Genomic DNA, 17,255 nt, shown 5'->3' with positions numbered 1-17,255 from the left:
TTGCGCGTTTGCGTGGTAATGACACGGAAATTAATCGATCATGAACGAACTGTGGCTGTCATGTGACATTTAAAATCGCTCGGTCCACCTTAGCCGCACTGCTCCGGGGGTCCTTTCCTGATGTGAGCCAGGTCTCATCTGTGCTGACTTAGCCTAGTGGATTTTTGCCCAAAGCGCGTGCGAGTAGCGTGGAAATGTGGTAAATCAACGACATTTCCGGCGTCCGATCGCCAGGGCGTCACTGGAAAACCTGCAATCCGAGCTCGATCCGGCCGCGCAAGCCGAACTGACGCACTTGACGGCCGCCGTCCTGCTGCATCGGGGCCACGAAAGCGACGATCCGGACGTCGTCCGGCGTCTTGTGTCGCTGGCCGACGAAATGGGACTTGAGGTGTTGGCGGACATGTGGGCGCACGCGCCGGCGGTTTCGCTGCCCGGCGCGTTGTGGCGCTTGTACGTTCTGCGGGAGGGCGTGCGTGCCGATCCGAGCGGCACGGCGGAGGACTTTCGCAGTGGGCTGCGGCGGGACGAGGTCTCGGAGGTCGTGGCCGGCGTCGCCGAGCCGCCCGGTCCCGACGAAGTACGCGGGACAATCGACGAGATCCTCGCGGGCGCCTATCGCGGCGATTTCGCCGTGGCGCTCGAGCGGGCCGCCGCATTCTTGCGGATCTTGGCGCTGGGCCGAACCGAACGCACGCCGGAACGCGGGGGACGGGACGCCGGTGCTCCGGACGCCGCGCTCGCGTCGTCCGCCGCGCTCGTCGACACGGCCGACACCCTTGGACACTGCGCCGCCGCTTGGCGTGCCGACACACTCGACTGACCCGGCGCTTGATCCATCGGCAGGGAAAGGCGCACACTGGTACCGGTCGTTTTTTAAGGCGGCCGTGGACGCCGAGCCGCGGTAGCCCCGGGCTCCAACATATGCCGCTACGAGCGGCCACTCGCCGAGAGGCGCTCCCGGTTCGGCGTCCATATACAATCATCGGAAAGCAACCGCCCGATGATGAAGAAGGGTCACCGTGCGATTACGGGTAGTGCCGCAAGACAAGGTGTTCTTCGATCTCCTGGCAGCGCTGGCGCGTCTCCTTGCCGATGAACAACTCGTCCTGGCCGAAATGTCGGGGGCCGCCGTCGACGAACGTGACACCATCCTGGAACGGGTCGCCGGAATCTGCACGGAAGCGGACGAATCCATGCACGGCGTGCTGCGCGCACTTCGCGAAAACTACATCACCCCGTTGCCCCGCGAGGACATCTTCGAGCTCGGCGAAGGACTGCGTCACGCCTGTCGGGTGATGCGATCGGTCGCGTTCGCGCTGTCGGCCGACGCTTTGGAAGAACCGCCGGCCGGCACTGCGCAGTACCTGCAGCTGATCGGCAGCCAAGCGGAACTGACGGTGCGAATGACGACGAGGCTTGCCGCAATGCGCGACCTCTGGGAGTACCACGACGAGGTGTCCCGACTGACGTTGCGCGGTCACGGGCTGTACGAAAACATCGTCGCGGCCGCCCGGCCCGGTCTCGGCGAGGCCGCGGGCCCGATCGAGGTGGCCACATTGGCACTTGCCGAAGCGCTGGGCCGCGCCGATGACGCGTTCCGCGGTATCGCGCGCGTTGTCGGTCGAATCGCCGTCAAGGAATCGTAGGTGGGTTGGCTGCTCGGCGGCGTGATTGCGCTGGCATTGGTCTTTGCTTTCAGCAATGGGTTCCATGACACGTCGTCCGCAGTGGCCGGAGCCGTCACGACTCGCGCGCTCACGCCGAAAATCGCCCTGGTGGTCGCGACGGTGTTCAACTTCATCGGGGCGATGATCGGCGAAGGCATCGTGCGCCGCGTCGGCGACGGAATTGTCACAGTGCCCTCACAGCCGACCGAAGCGATGGCCCTGTTGGGAGCCGCGTTGCTTGCCGCGATCCTGTGGAACGTCGTCACCTGGATCCTGGCGCTACCGAACTCGTCGACGCACGGCCTGATCGGCGGGCTGCTCGGCGCCGGCATCGCAGTAGGGGCGACGACGCACTGGTCGGTCGTGGGCACGTCCGTCTTGTTGCCGCTCTTGGTCTCGCCACTTGTGGGGTTTGCCGCGGCCTATGGGATCTGCTGGGCGGTGTTGCACATCGTCCGGCGCCGTTCCCAGGACTCGCTGTTCACGCGCTTTCGGGCCGGCCAATCGTTGGCCTCGGTCGCGCTCAGTCTCGCTCACGGAATCCAGGACGCACAGAAATCCCTGGCGATTGTCGTGCTGGCACTTGCGGCGGTGGGGGCGGAAGACGGGGCCTGGCCGACCGCGGCGCGCGTCGCAGTGGCGCTGGCGCTGGCCGGAGGGACGCTGTGCGGCGGGTGGCGGATTGTTCGGACGCTGGGTGAACGCATCACAGTGCTCGACCCGGTGCGTGGATTCGTCGCGGATTCGGTGACCGCCGCAGTGCTGTACGTGACGGCGTTCGCATTCCGCGCGCCGATTTCCATGACGTATACGGTCACGGCAGCGATCGCCGGCGCCGGAGTTCCCGGACGGCGTCGCGGCACCCGCGCTCGGGTTGTGGCGCCCATCGTCCTCAGCTGGATCGTCGCCTTGCCGCTGACCGGTCTGGCCGCCGCGTTGTTGGTGCTGTTGTTCACGCTGTGAGTGGTGGCGAACGGCTGCCGGTCCTCATCGAGTGGTGGCGAACGGTTGCAAAATCGGCGTCGGGACAGCCAGTGGCCGCCACTCGGCGCGGCGGGTGCTTAGCCGAAACGGCCGGAAATGTAGTCCTCCGTCCGCTTTTCGGCCGGATTCGAGAACACCCTCGCAGTATCGCCGCGCTCGACTAACCGACCGGGTTCGCCGGTGCCGGAGACCGTGAAGAACGCGGTAGTGTCGGACACTCGCGCGGCCTGCTGCATATTGTGCGTGACGATGACCACCGTGTAGTTGCGCTTCAGTTCGCTGATCAGCTCCTCGATGGCCAACGTCGAGATCGGATCGAGCGCCGAGCACGGCTCGTCCATCAGGATCACCTCGGGGGACACCGCGATCGCGCGAGCGATGCACAGACGTTGCTGTTGCCCGCCGGAAAGCCCGGACGCCGGGCCGCCGAGTCGGTCTTTCACCTCGTCCCACAGGTTGGCGGCCCGCAACGCGTCCTCGGCGCGTTCGGCGCCGGCCGCTGCCGAGAACCGTTTGCTGTTCAGGCGAGGACCGGCCAGCACGTTTTCCCGGATCGACATTGTCGGAAACGGGTTCGGCCGCTGGAACACCATGCCGATGCGCCGCCGCACGTCGACCGGGTCCACTTCGGGGGCATACAGATCGTTGCCGTCCACCGCGATCGTCCCTTCGACGCGGGCGCCCGGAACCACCTCGTGCATCCGATTCAATGTGCGCAAAAGCGTCGATTTGCCGCACCCGGACGGGCCGATGAGCGCCGTGACGGCATTCGAGGCGATAGGCATGGACACGTCGTCCAGCGCCCTGAACTTGCCGTAATAGGCCGACAGGTTCCGCACGTCGATCCGCGCGTCGTCGAATTGCGACGCCGGTGCTCCGGGCTGCACGCCGGGTTCGCTGAGCATTTCTGTTGTCGTCATGGAATCCTCCTTGTTTTTTGGCTCCGACTTCCGGCGGAATACGGAGATTGGCCCACCCGCCCGGCGGCTGCCCTCATCGGACGCCGCGCGGGGCAATGAGACGGCCAAACAACCGCGCCGCGAAATTCAGCACCATCACGATGACGATGAGCACGAACGCCGCGGCCCATGCCCGGTCGTAGCTCGGATCCGGCGCCCCGGGCGCAAGCGGACGCATCACCTGGTTGTAGATGTACACGGGTAGCGATGTCAGCCACCCGGAAAACACGTTGTAGTTGATTCCGGACGCCACGCCGGCAGTCACGACCAGTGGCGCGGTCTCTCCGATCACCCGGGAAATCGCGATGGTCACCCCCGAAGTGATGCCGGACAAGGCGGTGGGCAGGACTATCGTGACGATGGTTTTCCACTTCGGCGCGCCGAGGGCGTACGCGGCTTCACGCAGATCGTCGGGGACGAGCCGCAGCATTTCCTCGCTGGTACGCACGACCAGCGGGATCATGAGCACCGACAGCGCGACAGCCGCGACCAGACCGCTGCGCGTACCCGGACCGGCCAACACGCTGAACAATGCGAACGCGAAGAGGCCCGCCACAATCGACGGGATGCCGGTCATCACGTCGACGAGGAACCGAATTGCCGTGGCCAGCGCACTGCGGCGCGCGTATTCGACGAGGTAAATGGCCGTCAGCAGGCCGACCGGCACCGAGATGAGAGTGGCGAGCCCGGTGATCAGAACCGTGCCGACGATGGCGTGGTAGATGCCGCCGAACAGCGGGCCGCGGCCCTCATCGGCCGCCACATCGTAAACGCCTGTCAAATTGTGCATCGACGTGTTCAAGAACTGCAGGCTCACGTGCGGGGCGCCGTTAGCCGCGACGGTCCACAACAAACCGATCAGGGGCGCCATGGCCGCTGCGAACGCGGCACACACCAAGACCGTTGCGGCATGGTTCGTCAGCTTGCGGCGCAGTCTCGATTTGGGGACGAACGCGGTACTCACGATTGCAACTCCTATCGGACGCGCATCGGCTGCCGGGCGATGATTGCGCGAGCCGCCACGTTGACGATGAGGGTGATGGCAAACAAAACGAGCCCGGCAGCGATAAGCGTTGAGAGGCCGAGTCCCGCGGCTTCGGGAAAGTTCTGCGCGATCTCGGCCGCGATTGTCTGATTGCCGGATTTGACCAGGGACGCCGTCAGCACACCGGGGGAGAGGACCATGGCGATCGCCATCGTTTCGCCCAGAGCCCGGCCCAGGCCAAGCATCGCGGCGCTGATCACGCCGGACCGGCCAAAGGGCAGGACGACGAGTCGCACCATTTCCCAGCGAGTCGCGCCGAGCGCGAGGGCGGCTTCCTCATTCAGCCGCGGCGCCTGCAAGAACACCTCCCGCGACAACGACGTGATGATCGGCAGGATCATGACGGCCAGGACGATCCCGGCCGTGAGCATGGTGCGGCCCGTCGCTGAAGCAGGGCCGGCGAAAAACGGCAACCAGCCCAGGTAGTGACTGAGAATTTCGAACAACGGGCGGATGTGGCCGGACAGCCACAGCCACCCCCACAACCCGTAGACGACGCTGGGCACTGCCGCCAACAAGTCGACGAGATATCCGAGGAACGATGCCATCCGCCGCGGCGCGAAGTGCGAGATGAACAATGCGATTCCGACCGAAACGGGCGTCGCGATCACCAGCGCGATGGCCGCGGCGATCACGGTGCCCGCCACGAGCGGCACCACGTAAGCCCAAAACCCGGCGCCGCCCTTGACCTCGGCGGGATCGGCAATGAACGCGGGGTACGCCTGCCACACCAAGAACACCGCGACGCCGACCAGTGCGGCCACGATGAGCAGGCCGGCGCCGAGCGTCACGCGGCAGAACACACGGTCGCCCAGCCCGCGCGTCGTCCGGCGTTGCACGGGCGACCGGCCGGGCGACGGGCGTGGCGACCGGCCGGACGACGAATCGGCGGCCGGCGCCGAATTGCGCGATGTGAGCACTGACACCGGGCGCTATTTCTTGACCGTGATCGAATCGATCGCCCGGACGGCCTTGTCCGACACGCTTTGCGGGATGGCGGCCGAGCCGGCGTTTTCTTCCGCGGCCTGTTGCGCGGCCGAGCTGACCACGTACTTCTCCCAGGCCTTGACGGCGTCCACGGTCTTCTCATCCTTGTACGACGAGCAGACCAGGTGGTAGCTGACCAGGACGAGCGGGTAGGCCCCCTTCGTCGTCGTGGTGCGGTTCAGGTCGATGGCCAGGTCGTGCTTGCCGCGGCCGGCTGTTTGCTTCGATTCGCCCACGACCGTCGCCGCCCCCTCGGACGTCATCGCAGTGAAGTTGGAACCGACCTTGATCTTGGCGGTGCCGAGATCCTTGCCGACGGCCGATGCGTCGATGTAGCCGATCGCGCCCTCGGCGCCCTGCACCGTCTGCACGACGCCGGTGGTGCCGGACGCCGCTTCCCCCTTGTGCGGGAACGTCTCGGCCGCCTCGTCCGGCCAGGCCTTGGGTGCCGTCTGATGGAGGTAATCGGTGAAATTGTTCGTGGTGCCCGAATCGTCGCTGCGGTGCACTGCAGTGATTTTCGTCGACGGCAGCTTCGCGTTCGGGTTGTCGGCCTTGATGGCCGGATCGTCCCACGCGGAGATCTTGCCGCTGAAGATCTCCGCAATGGTGGACGGCGCGAAATTCAGGTGCTTGATCCCCGGCAGGTTGAACGCCACGGCGATCGGGCTGATGTACACCGGGAACTCGTAGGCTCCGTCCGGGCCGCACACAGAGTTGGCCTTCGCCGCCTGGTCATCGTCGAGATACTTGTCCGATCCGGCGAATTTGGCTGCGCCGGCCAGGAACTGCTTGACGCCGGCACCCGAACCGTCCGGCGAATACTGGACGGACGTCGTCGACTGCTTCTTCTCGAACCCGGCGATCCACGCGTCCATCGCCGATTTCTGTGCGCTCGATCCGATTCCCTGCAACACGTTCTTTTGCTGACCGGACCCACCCACGCCCTTGGCGCCGGTCGGATCGTCGCTGCCGCAGCCGCTGAGGGTCAGCGCGAAACATGCAGCGAGCGCGATTGCCGGGGAAATACGCTTCATGGAATGCCTTTCGAAGTGTGAGTTCATGACACTTGAAAGGTAGAAGAGCGAAGTGGACCGCAGGCGGTCGGCGAGTGAACATCACGTGAACCGGAGGAGAAACTTAGCCGTCGATCGGCCGGAACCTCTCGACGGCGACCACTCGCGGCTTCGAGTCGCGACGCAGCGAGGCCACGATGATCTCGCCGGGCGACATATATGGATCGGAGTCCGGCAGCTCGGCGGCAACCGCGGGCGGTGCCAGACCGGCCAAAGCTGCCAAAACCGTCGGCAGCACCGGGCGGTGCGTGCACACGGCTGCCGGCTTGCCCTTTTCAACGATTTTCGACAAGAGCGCGGCTACTTTGACGGGCGTGTCCGAATGAGCCTTCTCGCTCAACTCGTCCTTTTGCTTCACGTTCCGGCCGATCGACTCGGCGTACGGCGTGATGGTCGCCATGCACCGCTTCCACGGGCTGGAGTACACGCGTCGCGGCGCCCACGCGCTCAACAACGTCGTCAATGACTCGGCCTGCCGGGCGCCGGTGGCCAACAGCGGCCGTTTGTGCTCCGTCTTGTGCCAGCGCGACCGGGGAAAGGCCTTGCCGTGGCGCACGATGATCAACGGCCACACGCGCAAATTACCTTTCGACCAGGCCTTGTCGACGACGTCGAGCTGTTCGCGGTCGTCGTACCGGCTGAGCATGGTGCGGGCCTTGGCGGTCGGCACCCATCGGGCTTCGTCGATCTCCTTGGGCGATTCCGGTGCCGGATCGGCGTCGCCGGTGATCTCGGCCGCCCAGTAGGCCACGTGCTTCTTGGCGCCCTTGCCGACCTTGTATTTGGCTTCCGGCAGGGGCAGCCCCAAAGTGATTGAATAGCCGGTCTCCTCGCGCACCTCGCGGATAGCGCATTCGGGAAGAGTCTCGCCCTTGTCGACTTTTCCCTTGGGCCACGACCAGTCGTTGTACCGCGGACGATGGACGAGCAATATTTCGAGCTCGCCGTCCCGCTCGCGCCAACACACGGCGCCGCCGGCCAGTACATCGGCCTTGACGCGCGCCGAATCGGCCGCGTCGGCCACGATGGACGTCACCTGCGCACCCGTGCTCGCCGCTTGCCGTGCACGCGGAGCAGTTCCTCTTGCAGATTGACAAGCGCGTGGCCGTCCTCAGCCAGATGATTCCTCGTCCACGCGCCGTCGCCGTCGAGCAGCCATGCTTCGGTCTTTTCGCTGAATGCCAGGTCGAACAACGCCTCGATCTCCTGGATGTGCTCGGGGGAAGTGAGCCGCACCAGCGATTCCACCCGCCGGTCGAGATTGCGGTGCATCATGTCGGCCGACCCGATGTACACCGTCGGATCGCCGCCGCCGGCAAACGTGAACGCACGCGAATGTTCGAGGAACCTGCCCACCACGCTGCGCACCTGGATGGTCTCGGAAAGCCCCGGCACCCCCGGCCTGAGCGCGCAGATGCCGCGGACGAGCAGCTCGATCGGGACGCCTGCCATAGAGGCCCGGTACAGCGCATCGATGATCTGCTCGTCGACGATCGAATTGACCTTGATCCGAATGCGCGCCGCCCGGCCCGCCTCGAAGTGCTCGACCTCGGACTTGATCAGTTTGAGCAGGCCCGAGCGGACGCTGCGCGGCGCCACCAGCAACCGGTGGTAGGTCGTGGACGGCGCGTACCCCGACAACTGGTTGAACAGCCGAGTCAGATCGTCGCCGACCTGATCGTTGCAGGTCAGCAGGCCGAAATCCTCGTACAGCCGTGCCGTCTTCGGATGATAGTTGCCGGTGCCGACGTGGCAGTAGCGGCGCAGGCCGTCGACTTCTTGGCGTACCACCAGGCACAGCTTCGAATGGGTCTTCAACCCGACGATGCCGTACACCACGTGCACGCCGGACTGCTCGAGCTTCCGCGCCCAGGAAATGTTCGCCTGTTCATCGAACCGGGCCTTGATCTCGACAACGGCAAGCACTTGCTTGCCGGCTTCGGCCGCATCGATGAGCGCATCGACGATCGGTGAATCGCCCGAGGTACGGTACAGGGTCTGCTTGATGGCCAGCACCTGCGGATCGTTTGCGGCCTGCTCCAAGAACGCCTGCACACTCGTCGAAAACGAATCGTACGGGTGGTGCAACAAGATGTCGCGGGCACGGATGGCGCCGAACACGTCCGCCTGATTCGAACTCTCCGCCTCCGACAGGTACCGGTTCATCCGCGGCACCGCCTTGGGATAGTGCAGGTCGCCTCGGGAGATCGCGGCCAGATCGCTCAGGCCGCGCAAGTCGAGCGGCGCCGGCAACTCGTAGACCTCCCGGTTGTGCACGCCGAGCTCGCGGACCAAGAGGTCGAGCACCGTCGGATGAATGTCGGGGGCCACTTCGAGCCGGACGGCGGGCCCGAACCTGCGTCGCAGCAGTTCCTTTTCCAGGGCCTGCAACAAGTTCTCGGTGTCGTCCTCTTCGACCTCGAGGTCCTCATTGCGGGTGACCCGGAACGTGTGGCTGTGGACGACCTCCATTCCGGGGAACAGTTGATCAAGGTGCTCGCCGATGACGTCTTCGAGCGGCACGTATCGGGCCGGCGACTCGGGAGTGGCAGTCAGCGGATCGGCGAGATTTGCCGCATTGACGAACCGCGGCAGCAACGGCGGAAGCTTGATCCGGGCGAACACGTCCTTCCCGGTCGTCGGATTGCGCAACACGACCGCCAAGTTGAGCGAGAGACCGGAGATGTAGGGGAACGGGTGGGCGGGATCCACAGCCAACGGGGTGAGCACCGGGAACACTTGATTGGTGAAGAACTTGTGCAAGCGACTGCGCTCGGCGTCGGTCAGATCCGGCCAGCCGACCAGGTAGATGCCCTCGCGCTCCATGGCCGGGCGGACTTGGTCGGCGAAAACGCGCGCGTGGCGGGCCGTGAGCTCGTGCGCGCGCTCGCTGATCATCCGCAGCACTTCAAGAGGCTGGACGCCGGTAATGGTCGGCACGGCGAGCCCGGTGGCGATCCGGCGTTTGAGGCCCGCGACGCGCACCATGAAGAATTCGTCGAGGTTCGAGGCGAAGATGGACAGGAACTGCGCCCGCTCGAGGAGGAACAGGTCGGGATCTTCGGCCAGCTCCAGCACGCGCTGGTTGAACGCCAGCCAGCTCAATTCGCGGTCGAGATACCTATCGTCGGGCAGGGGGGTCTTGTGCTTGCCGGACGACTTCTTTGCGGTCGCTTTGGCCGTGCCCGGCCGGCGGCTCGAGCGCGTTTGCAATGCTGTGGAAGAGGAGTCGGACTCCGCTCCGGGCGTTCTGGCTGCCACCGGCACCTCTTTCCCGTCAAAGTTTCATCATTCGCTGCGCGTGATCGCTAGATATAACCGTAACGCGCTAGACCCGGTCGTGCCCGCGAGTGTAACTGACGTCGGTGGCGTGCAGGTGGAATCCCAACGACTTGTACAGTCCGAGTGCCTTTTCGTTGTCGCCTTCGGTGTACAGCTCGATTTCCCGGATTCCCAGACGAATCAAGTAGTTCAGACCGGCCAACGTCAGCGCCCGTCCGAGACCGCGCGAGTGGACGCCCGGGTCGACGCCGAGCACAAAGACCTCGCCGAGCCGGTCGGGGCCGGGATGCACCTTGGTCCAGTGGAAACCGAGGATGCGGCAGGGATCGTCGTCCGGCACGGCGAGGAAGAACCCGTCCGGATCGAAATCGTCTTGCCGGGCCGCAGCCTCCAGATCTTCCGCAGTTTGGCCGCCTTGTTCGGGATGCCATGAGAACGCCGCGTTGTTCACGCGCAGCCATTCGGCGTCGTCGGCGCCGGGCCGGAACGCCCGCAAGTGCACGCCGGAGGGCAGCTGCGGCTCGGGCAGCTTTGCGTCCGCGGCGCGCAGCCGCATTTGGACGAGCTCTCGAGCGCGGCGCATGCCGAAAATCTCGGCCAGGCGGGCCGCGCCGGGATGGTCGCCGTGCGCCCAGAACCACGGCTCGCCCCCGCCGCCGGGTGTTTCGCCGCCGGTCGTATCGGAGGCGGGGCGGTCGGCCGCCGCCGCGAGGACCGATTCGGTCAGCCGGCGGCCGAATCCGCGAGTACGCGACGCGGGGCCGACCGCCAGTTCGGCGGTGAGCCGCTCGCCGTCCGGCCCCAGCACGGCGAGCCCCGCCAACTCCCCGGCCGCGCCGGCGCGCAACTCGAACACGCTGGTTCCCGCCGTCGACGGCGCCTGCTCGGCACGACCGTCCCGGGCGGATTTTCCGCCGGTTTTCCGGGCCGCTTTGGCCGCTTCGGTTTGTCGTTTCAGTGCGTTCCGCAGCCCGTCCCCGATCGGCGCGGCGCCGTCGGTGCGCGTGCAGTCGTCAAGGAAGGCATCGTGCTCGGCCGTGAGGTCGGACGCTGATTGCCGGATCGTCGCTCGCATGGTCCTCCTGTGCGGAATCTCGCTCGGCCCGGCCGGTGCGTCGACCGGGGGAGCGATCGGTGGATTCATTCGATGGTCGCATGTCCGGATCGTTGTGTCTTGGCTGCCGTAGCGCGGAGAAGCGGTAGCCGACGCCCCACACCGTGGCGATGCAGTCGTCGTATTCGTTGCCGAGCTTGGCCCGGAGGCGGCGCACGTGCACGTCGACGGTGCGGCTGCCGCCGTAATAGTCGTCGCCCCAGATCTCGCGCAGCAGCTGATCGCGCGTGAACACGCGGCCCGGATGACCGGCAAGATGGCACAACAAGGCGAACTCTTTATACGTCAAGTCGAGAGTCCGGCCGGCCAGCTTCGCCGTGTAGCCCGTCGCGTCGATCGTGAGCGCGCCGGACGTGATCAGGTCGGGTTCGTCGTCCGGCGGTGACTCGGCGACGGCCAACCGCAGCCTGGCTTCGATCTCGGCCGGGCCGGCGGTCGGAGCCAGCACGTCGCGAACCTGCCAGGTCGGCGCCACGGCAACCATGCCGCCGTCCGCAAGTACCACGATCACCGGTGCCGACGTGCCGAGCGTGGCAAGCAATTCGCACGCGGACTTCGCCCAGGCGATATCGGAGGTGCCGTCGACCAGCAGAACGTCAGGTGCGGCTGCGTTCAACAAGGACGACGGGTCGACGCCGGTATACGCCACGTCGTGATTGAGCAGCCCGAGCGCGGGGACGGCCGGAACCGGACCGCCGGTCTTGTTCAAATGCGCGATTTTCATGATGGTTCGGTTTCCCCGTTATGACGCCGACGCCCGGCGCGCGGTGGATTGCCGTACTATGCTCGGCATCCATTTTACGACGCCGCGACGGAGCGGGCGATGAGGTATCCGGATGCCGATACGGCAGGATGGAGGGGTGAGAGTCTGGCTGCGCATCGTGATCGCCGTACTGCTGGCCGCCGCACTGGCGGTGAGCAGCTGGGCCGGCGACGCCTTTTTTCTTCCGGCGTGCGTGTTACTGGTTTTGTGCGTGGCGGTGGGGTGGCCGTCTCTTGCCGAGTCCCGCCATCCGAAGACGACAGTCGGAATGGTGGCGGTGATAGGCCTGCTCGGCCTGGCGTCGGTGCGGCTGACACCGTCCACCACCTTGATATGGCTGTCCGTGCTGGCGGCGCTCGGCCTGCTCGCCACCTTTGTGGCGCAACTCGTCCTGGGCCCCAGCGAGCGCGGGCTGACGGTGTTGATCGCCTCGCAAATGACGGGCATCGTCATCGTGTTGGCCGGGTGCGCCTGGCTGGCGGGCGTTGAAACGCCCGCGCGTTCGGCCGGCGTGATAGTTGGTGCCGTGGCAACCGCGTTTGCGCTGGCAGCGACCATGGTGCCGTGGCCGGCCGTGTACACGTCGCCGTTGGCGGTACTTGCCGGCGCCGCCTCGGCAGCCGGGACGACCGAAATCGCCGGCGCCGCCGATTCCGGCACCGCCATCCCGCTGTGGGTCGGGATCGTGTTGGGCGCGGTACTCGGCGTGCTCGTCGCGGCCGTCCACCGGCTGTTCGGCATGAACCGTCCGACTAAGCGGAGTGCGCGCGGCGGACTGGGCCGCCGAAGCCATCGGGCCGGGTCGAGCCTCGTGACAGTGGAACTGGGACTCGGATCCGTGCCGATCGCGCTGGGCGGCGCCCTCGTGTACATCACCGAACGTCTCTTCATCGGCTGATGGGTAGACTGGTCGGCATGGGAAACACTTTTGGGTACGAGGCCACGTTCATCGGCCTGTTGATCCTTGCGGTCCTCGCCATCGCGTACGTCACAGTCGTAGTGCTTTATCGACTGTTCAAGACGCAGAACTGATCCATGCCGATCGAGATTGACGCCTCGCTGGCACCCGAACTCGTTCCGCTGGCGTGGCTGGTGGGCAGCTGGGAGGGCGTCGGCGTCCTCGGCTATCCGGGCAGCGACGAGCGCCAGTTCGGCCAGCACATCGACTTCGTCGCCCCGCACGGCGTCGGCTACCTGCATTACACCGCCCATTCGTGGCTGCTGACGGACGACGGCGAACTCTCGTCCCGCTTGACCATGGAGACCGGGTTCTGGCAGCTGTCGCGTCCGCGCGGCGACGAGGACGCCGGTCCCGGCATGATCCCGCCGTCGGCGGAGAGTAGGTACCGGACGGCGGAATCCATCGAGGCTCTGCGCGACGAGAACGGCGACTTCGGTCTCGACGTGTCCCTCGTGCATCCCGGCGGCATCGTCGAGCAATACATCGGAACGGCCAAGGCCGCGCAGATCGACCTGGCCACCGATGTCGTGGCCCGCAGCCAGTCCGCCAAAGAATACTCGGCGGCCAAACGTCTCTACGGGCTTGTCGGCGGCGAGCTCATGTGGGCGTGGGACATGGCCGCCGGCGGACATGAACTCGCATCGCACGCATCGGCCCGATTGAAAAAGGTCGATACGGCGGCCGCCGACTGACTCGAGATTCCGTGACAACCGAAGTGCCCGGGCCATCGGCCGGACGCCGGCCACCGGAACGCCCGCGGTCCGGGTCCGCCCGCACCATCGTCATCGGTGTGATCGCCCTGGTGATCGTCGCCGCCGTGATCGCCGCCGTCGTGTTCACGCTGCAGGCCCGCGACGTCGGCCGGTCCATGGAGAAGGCGTCGGACACGGCCGGGGTGCTCGTCGAGCAGCTCGGTGACGATCCGGACGCCGCCGAGGCGACACTGCAGCGTCTGCAACGAGAATTGGCAGGCGCCGACGACGCCGCACACGCCTCGGTGTTCGCCGCAGGCGCGCACGTGCCGATCATCGGACCGAACGTGCGGGCGGCCCGAAAGGCAATCGGCGCGTTCACCCTCTTGTCCCATCAGGCATTGCCGGTGCTCGTGTCGGGCGCCCGGTACATCGATCTGAACGATCACACGCTACGCGGCGGCTTGTCGTCGCTGCCGGGCCTCGTGCGGCTGACCCCGGAGCTCGTGCCGGCGTTGACGGCCTTCACACACGCTAAGAAGCAGATCGACTCCATCGACACGGCCGACCTGCGCGGCGACACCAAGGACGCGATCACGCGGTTGCAAACGACCATGAAGCAATGGGCCGACGTCCTGGCGCCCTTCACATCGGCGGCGACGGCCGTGAAGAATGGCCGGAAGGCCATCGACGTGTGGAAGAACGCATTGGAGGGGGCGGCGGACTGACTCGCCGACGTGCCCGCCGACGGGACGGAACCACGGGCGGGAAGATCGCGACGTCGTCGGCCGTTGCACCCATGAGGGACTCAAATGATTGGGAGGTCATTGTGGACGCATTCGCATCCTTGCCCGGGGCCGTACTGGGTACCGGTCCGGACGACGGGGTGCCGGCCCACTACGGGCAGCCGTTGATCGAGCAGCGGGCACTGGCAGCCGGCACTGCGTTGGTCGACTTGTCGCACCGCGGCGTCGTGACGGTGACGGGACCCGACCGGCTGACCTGGCTGAACAATCTCACCTCCCAGCGGCTGCTCGACTTGGGGGACGGCGATTCCACGGAGACCCTCGTGCTCACGCCGACCGGCCATATCGAACACGCGCTCAAGGTCGTCGAACTGGACGGAACCTGCTGGATCCTTACCGAACGCGCGCACGTTCCGGCGCTCGTCGACTGGTTGGACAAGATGCGGTTCATGCTGCGTGTTGAGGTGGCCGACCGGTCGAACGATTTCGCGGTGGTCGGCGAGGCATCGCAGTCGCGCGACGTCGAGCCGCCCGCGCTCTTCGCCTGGGTCGACCCGTGGCCGCGGACGGCGGACGGCTCGGCGTCGTATGCCGACGTCGGCGACGACGAGCATCCGGGGTTCGACTATGCATGGCGCGAGATCGTGATCCCCGCCGAACACGCCGCGGACTACGTGCGCGCACGCCTGGGCAGCGGGATGACGGCCGCCGGCACCACGGCGTCCGAAGCATTGCGGATCGCCGCGTGGCGGCCCCGGCTGGACGTCGACACCGACGACCGTGCGCACGCCGCCGAACTCGACTGGCTGCGCACGGCCGTCCATCTGGCCAAAGGCTGCTATCGGGGACAGGAAGCAGTCGCGCGACTGCACAATTTGGGCATGCCGCCGCGCCGACTCGTGTTTTTGAACCTCGACGGGTCCGGGCACACGCTTCCCGATCCGGGCGCGCCCGTCAAGAACGGCGAAAAGACCGTCGGGCGCATCACCTCGGCGGGCTGGCATTACGACCTCGGCCCGATTGCGCTTGCCGTGATCAAGCGGAACACGGCTGTCGATGCCGCACTCCTGGTCGACGGCGACGACGGGCCGATTGACGCGGCGCAAGAAACGATTGTCGCCCGTGATCGCGAACGGCGGGTGGGCCTGCCCCCGAACCGACGAGAGCTGCGCCGTTAAGCTTGAGGCCGTGATCGTCTCAACCCGTGGGACGGGGCACAGTCTTTCTCAGCAACGGAGGTAGTTCATGACCGTCTCGTCGGAGACGCAGCCGAAAGATCCGGACGAAAAACCCGTCACCATGCTCGTGCCGGATTTCCCTTTCGGCTATGACGAATACTTGAAGTCTCCGTCGGGCCTCGGCAGCATCCCGGCCGAACACCACGGCCAGGAGGTAGCGGTGATCGGCGCCGGCATGTCCGGCATCGTCGCGTCCTACGAACTGATGAAGATGGGCCTCAAGCCCGTCATCTACGAATCCGCCGAAATCGGCGGACGGATGCGGACCGGAAAATTCGAAGGCGCGGACGGCGTGGTGGCCGATCTCGGCGCAATGCGATTCCCGGTGTCGGGGCGGTCGTTTTACCACTACGTCGACGAAGTCGGCTTGAGCACCGAAGCGTTCCCGAACCCGCTGGCGCCGGATACGCCGAGCACCGTCATCGACCTGGTGGGGCGCACCCATTATGCCGAGACCCTCGACGACCTGCCCGATTTCTTCAGCGAAGTGGCCCGCTCGTGGGCCGACGCGCTGGAAGAGGGCGCCGACTTCACCAAGCTGCAGGACGCGATTCGGGACCGGGACACGGCGACCGTGAAGCGGATCTGGAACTCGCTGGTACCGCACCTGGACGAAGTGAGCTTTTACGGATTCCTCGCGGCGTCCAAAGCGTTTGGCGAAAAGCCGTACGAATACCGCGAAGCGTTCGGCCAGGTCGGGTTCGGCACCGGCGGCTGGGACACCGACTTCCCGAACTCGATCCTGGAGATCTTGCGGGTGTGCAGCACCGAATGCGACGACCACCAGCGTCGCATCCTGGGCGGCGCCCAGCAGCTGCCGGTCCGGCTGTGGAAGAAGGCTCCGGAGGACATCGTGCATTGGCCGGCCGGGACCAGCCTCGAAACGCTGATGGGCGGCTCGCCGATGCCGGGCGCGGCGAAACTCGAACGCATCGGGCCGGACGAGATCGCCATCACCGATAAATGGGGCTCCCGCAGGACCTACCCGGCCGTGCTCGTCACCTGTCAGCCGTGGCTCTTGTCGGCCCGGATGGAGACCGACGAGCGCTTGTTCCCGCAGCGGACCTGGATGGCCATGGATCGCAGCCACTTCATGCTTTCGTCCAAAACGTTCGTCATGGTCGACAGGCCGTTCTGGCGCGACGTCGATCCGAAAACCGGACGCCGGACGATGTCGATGACGCTGACCGACCGGATGACCCGCGCGACCTATCTGATGGACGACGGGCCGGACCGCCCGGCGGTCATCTGCTTGAGCTACACGTGGATGGACGACGCGTTGAAGTTCCTGACGGTGCCGAAGGATCAACGAGTGCGCATGATGCTCCAGTCGCTCGGACACATTTACCCCGATGTGGACATCGCCTCGCACATCGTTGGCGAGCCGATCACCGTGTCATGGGAATCCGACCCGAACTTCATGGGCGCCTTCAACGGCAACTTGCCCGGCCATTACAGGTATCAGGAGCGGCTGTTCTCACACTTCATGCAACGCGACTTGAACGACGACGAACGCGGCATCTACCTGGCCGGCGACGGGATCTCCTGGACGGCCGCGTGGGCCGAGGGCGCCGTGACCACCGGCCTGAACGCCGTATGGGGCATCATGAAACAGTTCGGCGGCAGCGCCCCGGCCGACAATCCCGGCCCCGGTGACAAGTTCGACGAGCTGAAGCCGCTGCGCTTACCGGAGTAGGGGCCTGCTCGGCCGGCCGCCTCCGAGCCGCCGACGGCCGGC

Annotated in this window: 16 protein-coding genes; 8 read left to right on the top strand and 8 right to left on the bottom strand. The window is 66.1% G+C overall.

The window, feature by feature from the left end; genetic code table 11:
- Positions 1-196 precede the first annotated feature (196 nt).
- From BJY26_RS01785 to BJY26_RS01775, 3 genes are all read left to right on the top strand, one after another.
- Positions 197-823, top strand: coding sequence for a hypothetical protein (locus BJY26_RS01785; protein WP_237248833.1), 627 nt, complete (start codon positions 197-199; stop codon positions 821-823).
- A 199-nt stretch (positions 824-1,022) separates the two neighbouring features.
- Positions 1,023-1,649 (top strand): hypothetical protein, encoded by a 627-nt coding sequence (locus BJY26_RS01780; protein ID WP_179425150.1) that lies wholly within the window; start codon positions 1,023-1,025, stop codon positions 1,647-1,649.
- Positions 1,650-2,633: an inorganic phosphate transporter gene (locus BJY26_RS01775; RefSeq protein ID WP_179425148.1), complete on the top strand. Its 984-nt coding sequence runs from the start codon at positions 1,650-1,652 to the stop codon at positions 2,631-2,633.
- Positions 2,634-2,731: 98 nt separating this feature from the next.
- On the opposite strand, the gene pstB is transcribed toward BJY26_RS01775, so the two are convergent.
- From pstB to BJY26_RS01735, 8 genes are all read right to left on the bottom strand, one after another.
- Positions 2,732-3,559, bottom strand: a complete 828-nt coding sequence (pstB, locus tag BJY26_RS01770; protein ID WP_179429718.1) for a phosphate ABC transporter ATP-binding protein PstB — start codon at positions 3,557-3,559, stop codon at positions 2,732-2,734.
- Positions 3,560-3,647: 88 nt separating this feature from the next.
- A complete protein-coding gene (gene pstA / locus BJY26_RS01765; protein ID WP_237248834.1) occupies positions 3,648-4,577 on the bottom strand; it encodes a phosphate ABC transporter permease PstA in 930 nt (309 codons plus the stop codon).
- A gap of 11 nt (positions 4,578-4,588) precedes the next feature.
- Positions 4,589-5,497 (bottom strand): phosphate ABC transporter permease subunit PstC, encoded by a 909-nt coding sequence (gene pstC, locus BJY26_RS01760; RefSeq protein ID WP_237248844.1) that lies wholly within the window; start codon positions 5,495-5,497, stop codon positions 4,589-4,591.
- A gap of 93 nt (positions 5,498-5,590) precedes the next feature.
- On the bottom strand, positions 5,591-6,682 hold the full coding sequence (pstS, locus tag BJY26_RS01755) for a phosphate ABC transporter substrate-binding protein PstS (protein ID WP_179425146.1): 1,092 nt from the start codon (positions 6,680-6,682) through the stop codon (positions 5,591-5,593).
- Between the two features lie 103 nt (positions 6,683-6,785).
- Positions 6,786-7,757 carry an NUDIX hydrolase gene (locus BJY26_RS01750; protein WP_237248835.1) on the bottom strand — a complete coding sequence of 324 codons (972 nt, stop codon included), beginning with the start codon at positions 7,755-7,757 and terminating at the stop codon, positions 6,786-6,788.
- A complete protein-coding gene (locus BJY26_RS01745; protein ID WP_179425144.1) occupies positions 7,754-9,982 on the bottom strand; it encodes an RNA degradosome polyphosphate kinase in 2,229 nt (742 codons plus the stop codon). The genes BJY26_RS01750 and BJY26_RS01745 overlap by 4 nt, the downstream gene beginning before the upstream one ends.
- Positions 9,983-10,049: 67 nt before the next feature.
- Positions 10,050-11,078 (bottom strand): mycothiol synthase, encoded by a 1,029-nt coding sequence (mshD, locus tag BJY26_RS01740; RefSeq protein WP_179425142.1) that lies wholly within the window; start codon positions 11,076-11,078, stop codon positions 10,050-10,052.
- The gene (locus BJY26_RS01735; RefSeq protein ID WP_179425140.1) at positions 11,017-11,841 is read right to left on the bottom strand and encodes a response regulator transcription factor; all 825 of its coding nucleotides are present in this window, start codon (positions 11,839-11,841) and stop codon (positions 11,017-11,019) included. The genes mshD and BJY26_RS01735 overlap by 62 nt, the downstream gene beginning before the upstream one ends.
- Before the next feature lie 136 nt (positions 11,842-11,977).
- On the opposite strand from BJY26_RS01735, the gene BJY26_RS01730 reads away from it, so the two are divergent.
- The 5 genes from BJY26_RS01730 (at position 11,978) to BJY26_RS01710 (ending at position 17,213) form a co-directional block, all read left to right on the top strand.
- Positions 11,978-12,778 carry a hypothetical protein gene (locus BJY26_RS01730; RefSeq protein WP_179425138.1) on the top strand — a complete coding sequence of 267 codons (801 nt, stop codon included), beginning with the start codon at positions 11,978-11,980 and terminating at the stop codon, positions 12,776-12,778.
- 137 nt (positions 12,779-12,915) lie between these two features.
- Complete coding sequence (locus BJY26_RS01725; protein ID WP_179425136.1) at positions 12,916-13,533, top strand: heme-binding beta-barrel domain-containing protein; 618 nt, start codon at positions 12,916-12,918, stop codon at positions 13,531-13,533.
- A gap of 11 nt (positions 13,534-13,544) precedes the next feature.
- Entirely contained in the window at positions 13,545-14,261 is a 717-nt protein-coding gene (locus tag BJY26_RS01720; protein WP_179425134.1) for a hypothetical protein, read from the top strand.
- Between the two features lie 71 nt (positions 14,262-14,332).
- Positions 14,333-15,457, top strand: a complete 1,125-nt coding sequence (ygfZ, locus tag BJY26_RS01715; RefSeq protein WP_179425133.1) for a CAF17-like 4Fe-4S cluster assembly/insertion protein YgfZ — start codon at positions 14,333-14,335, stop codon at positions 15,455-15,457.
- A 67-nt stretch (positions 15,458-15,524) separates the two neighbouring features.
- A complete protein-coding gene (locus tag BJY26_RS01710) occupies positions 15,525-17,213 on the top strand; it encodes a flavin monoamine oxidase family protein (protein ID WP_179425132.1) in 1,689 nt (562 codons plus the stop codon).
- Positions 17,214-17,255: the final 42 nt, after the last annotated feature.

It is taken from the genome of Spelaeicoccus albus (genome assembly GCF_013409065.1).
Lineage (GTDB): Bacteria > Actinomycetota > Actinomycetes > Actinomycetales > Brevibacteriaceae > Spelaeicoccus > Spelaeicoccus albus.
The sequence above is the reverse complement of the archived record's forward strand: the minus strand, read 5'-3'. Positions and strand labels throughout refer to the sequence as shown.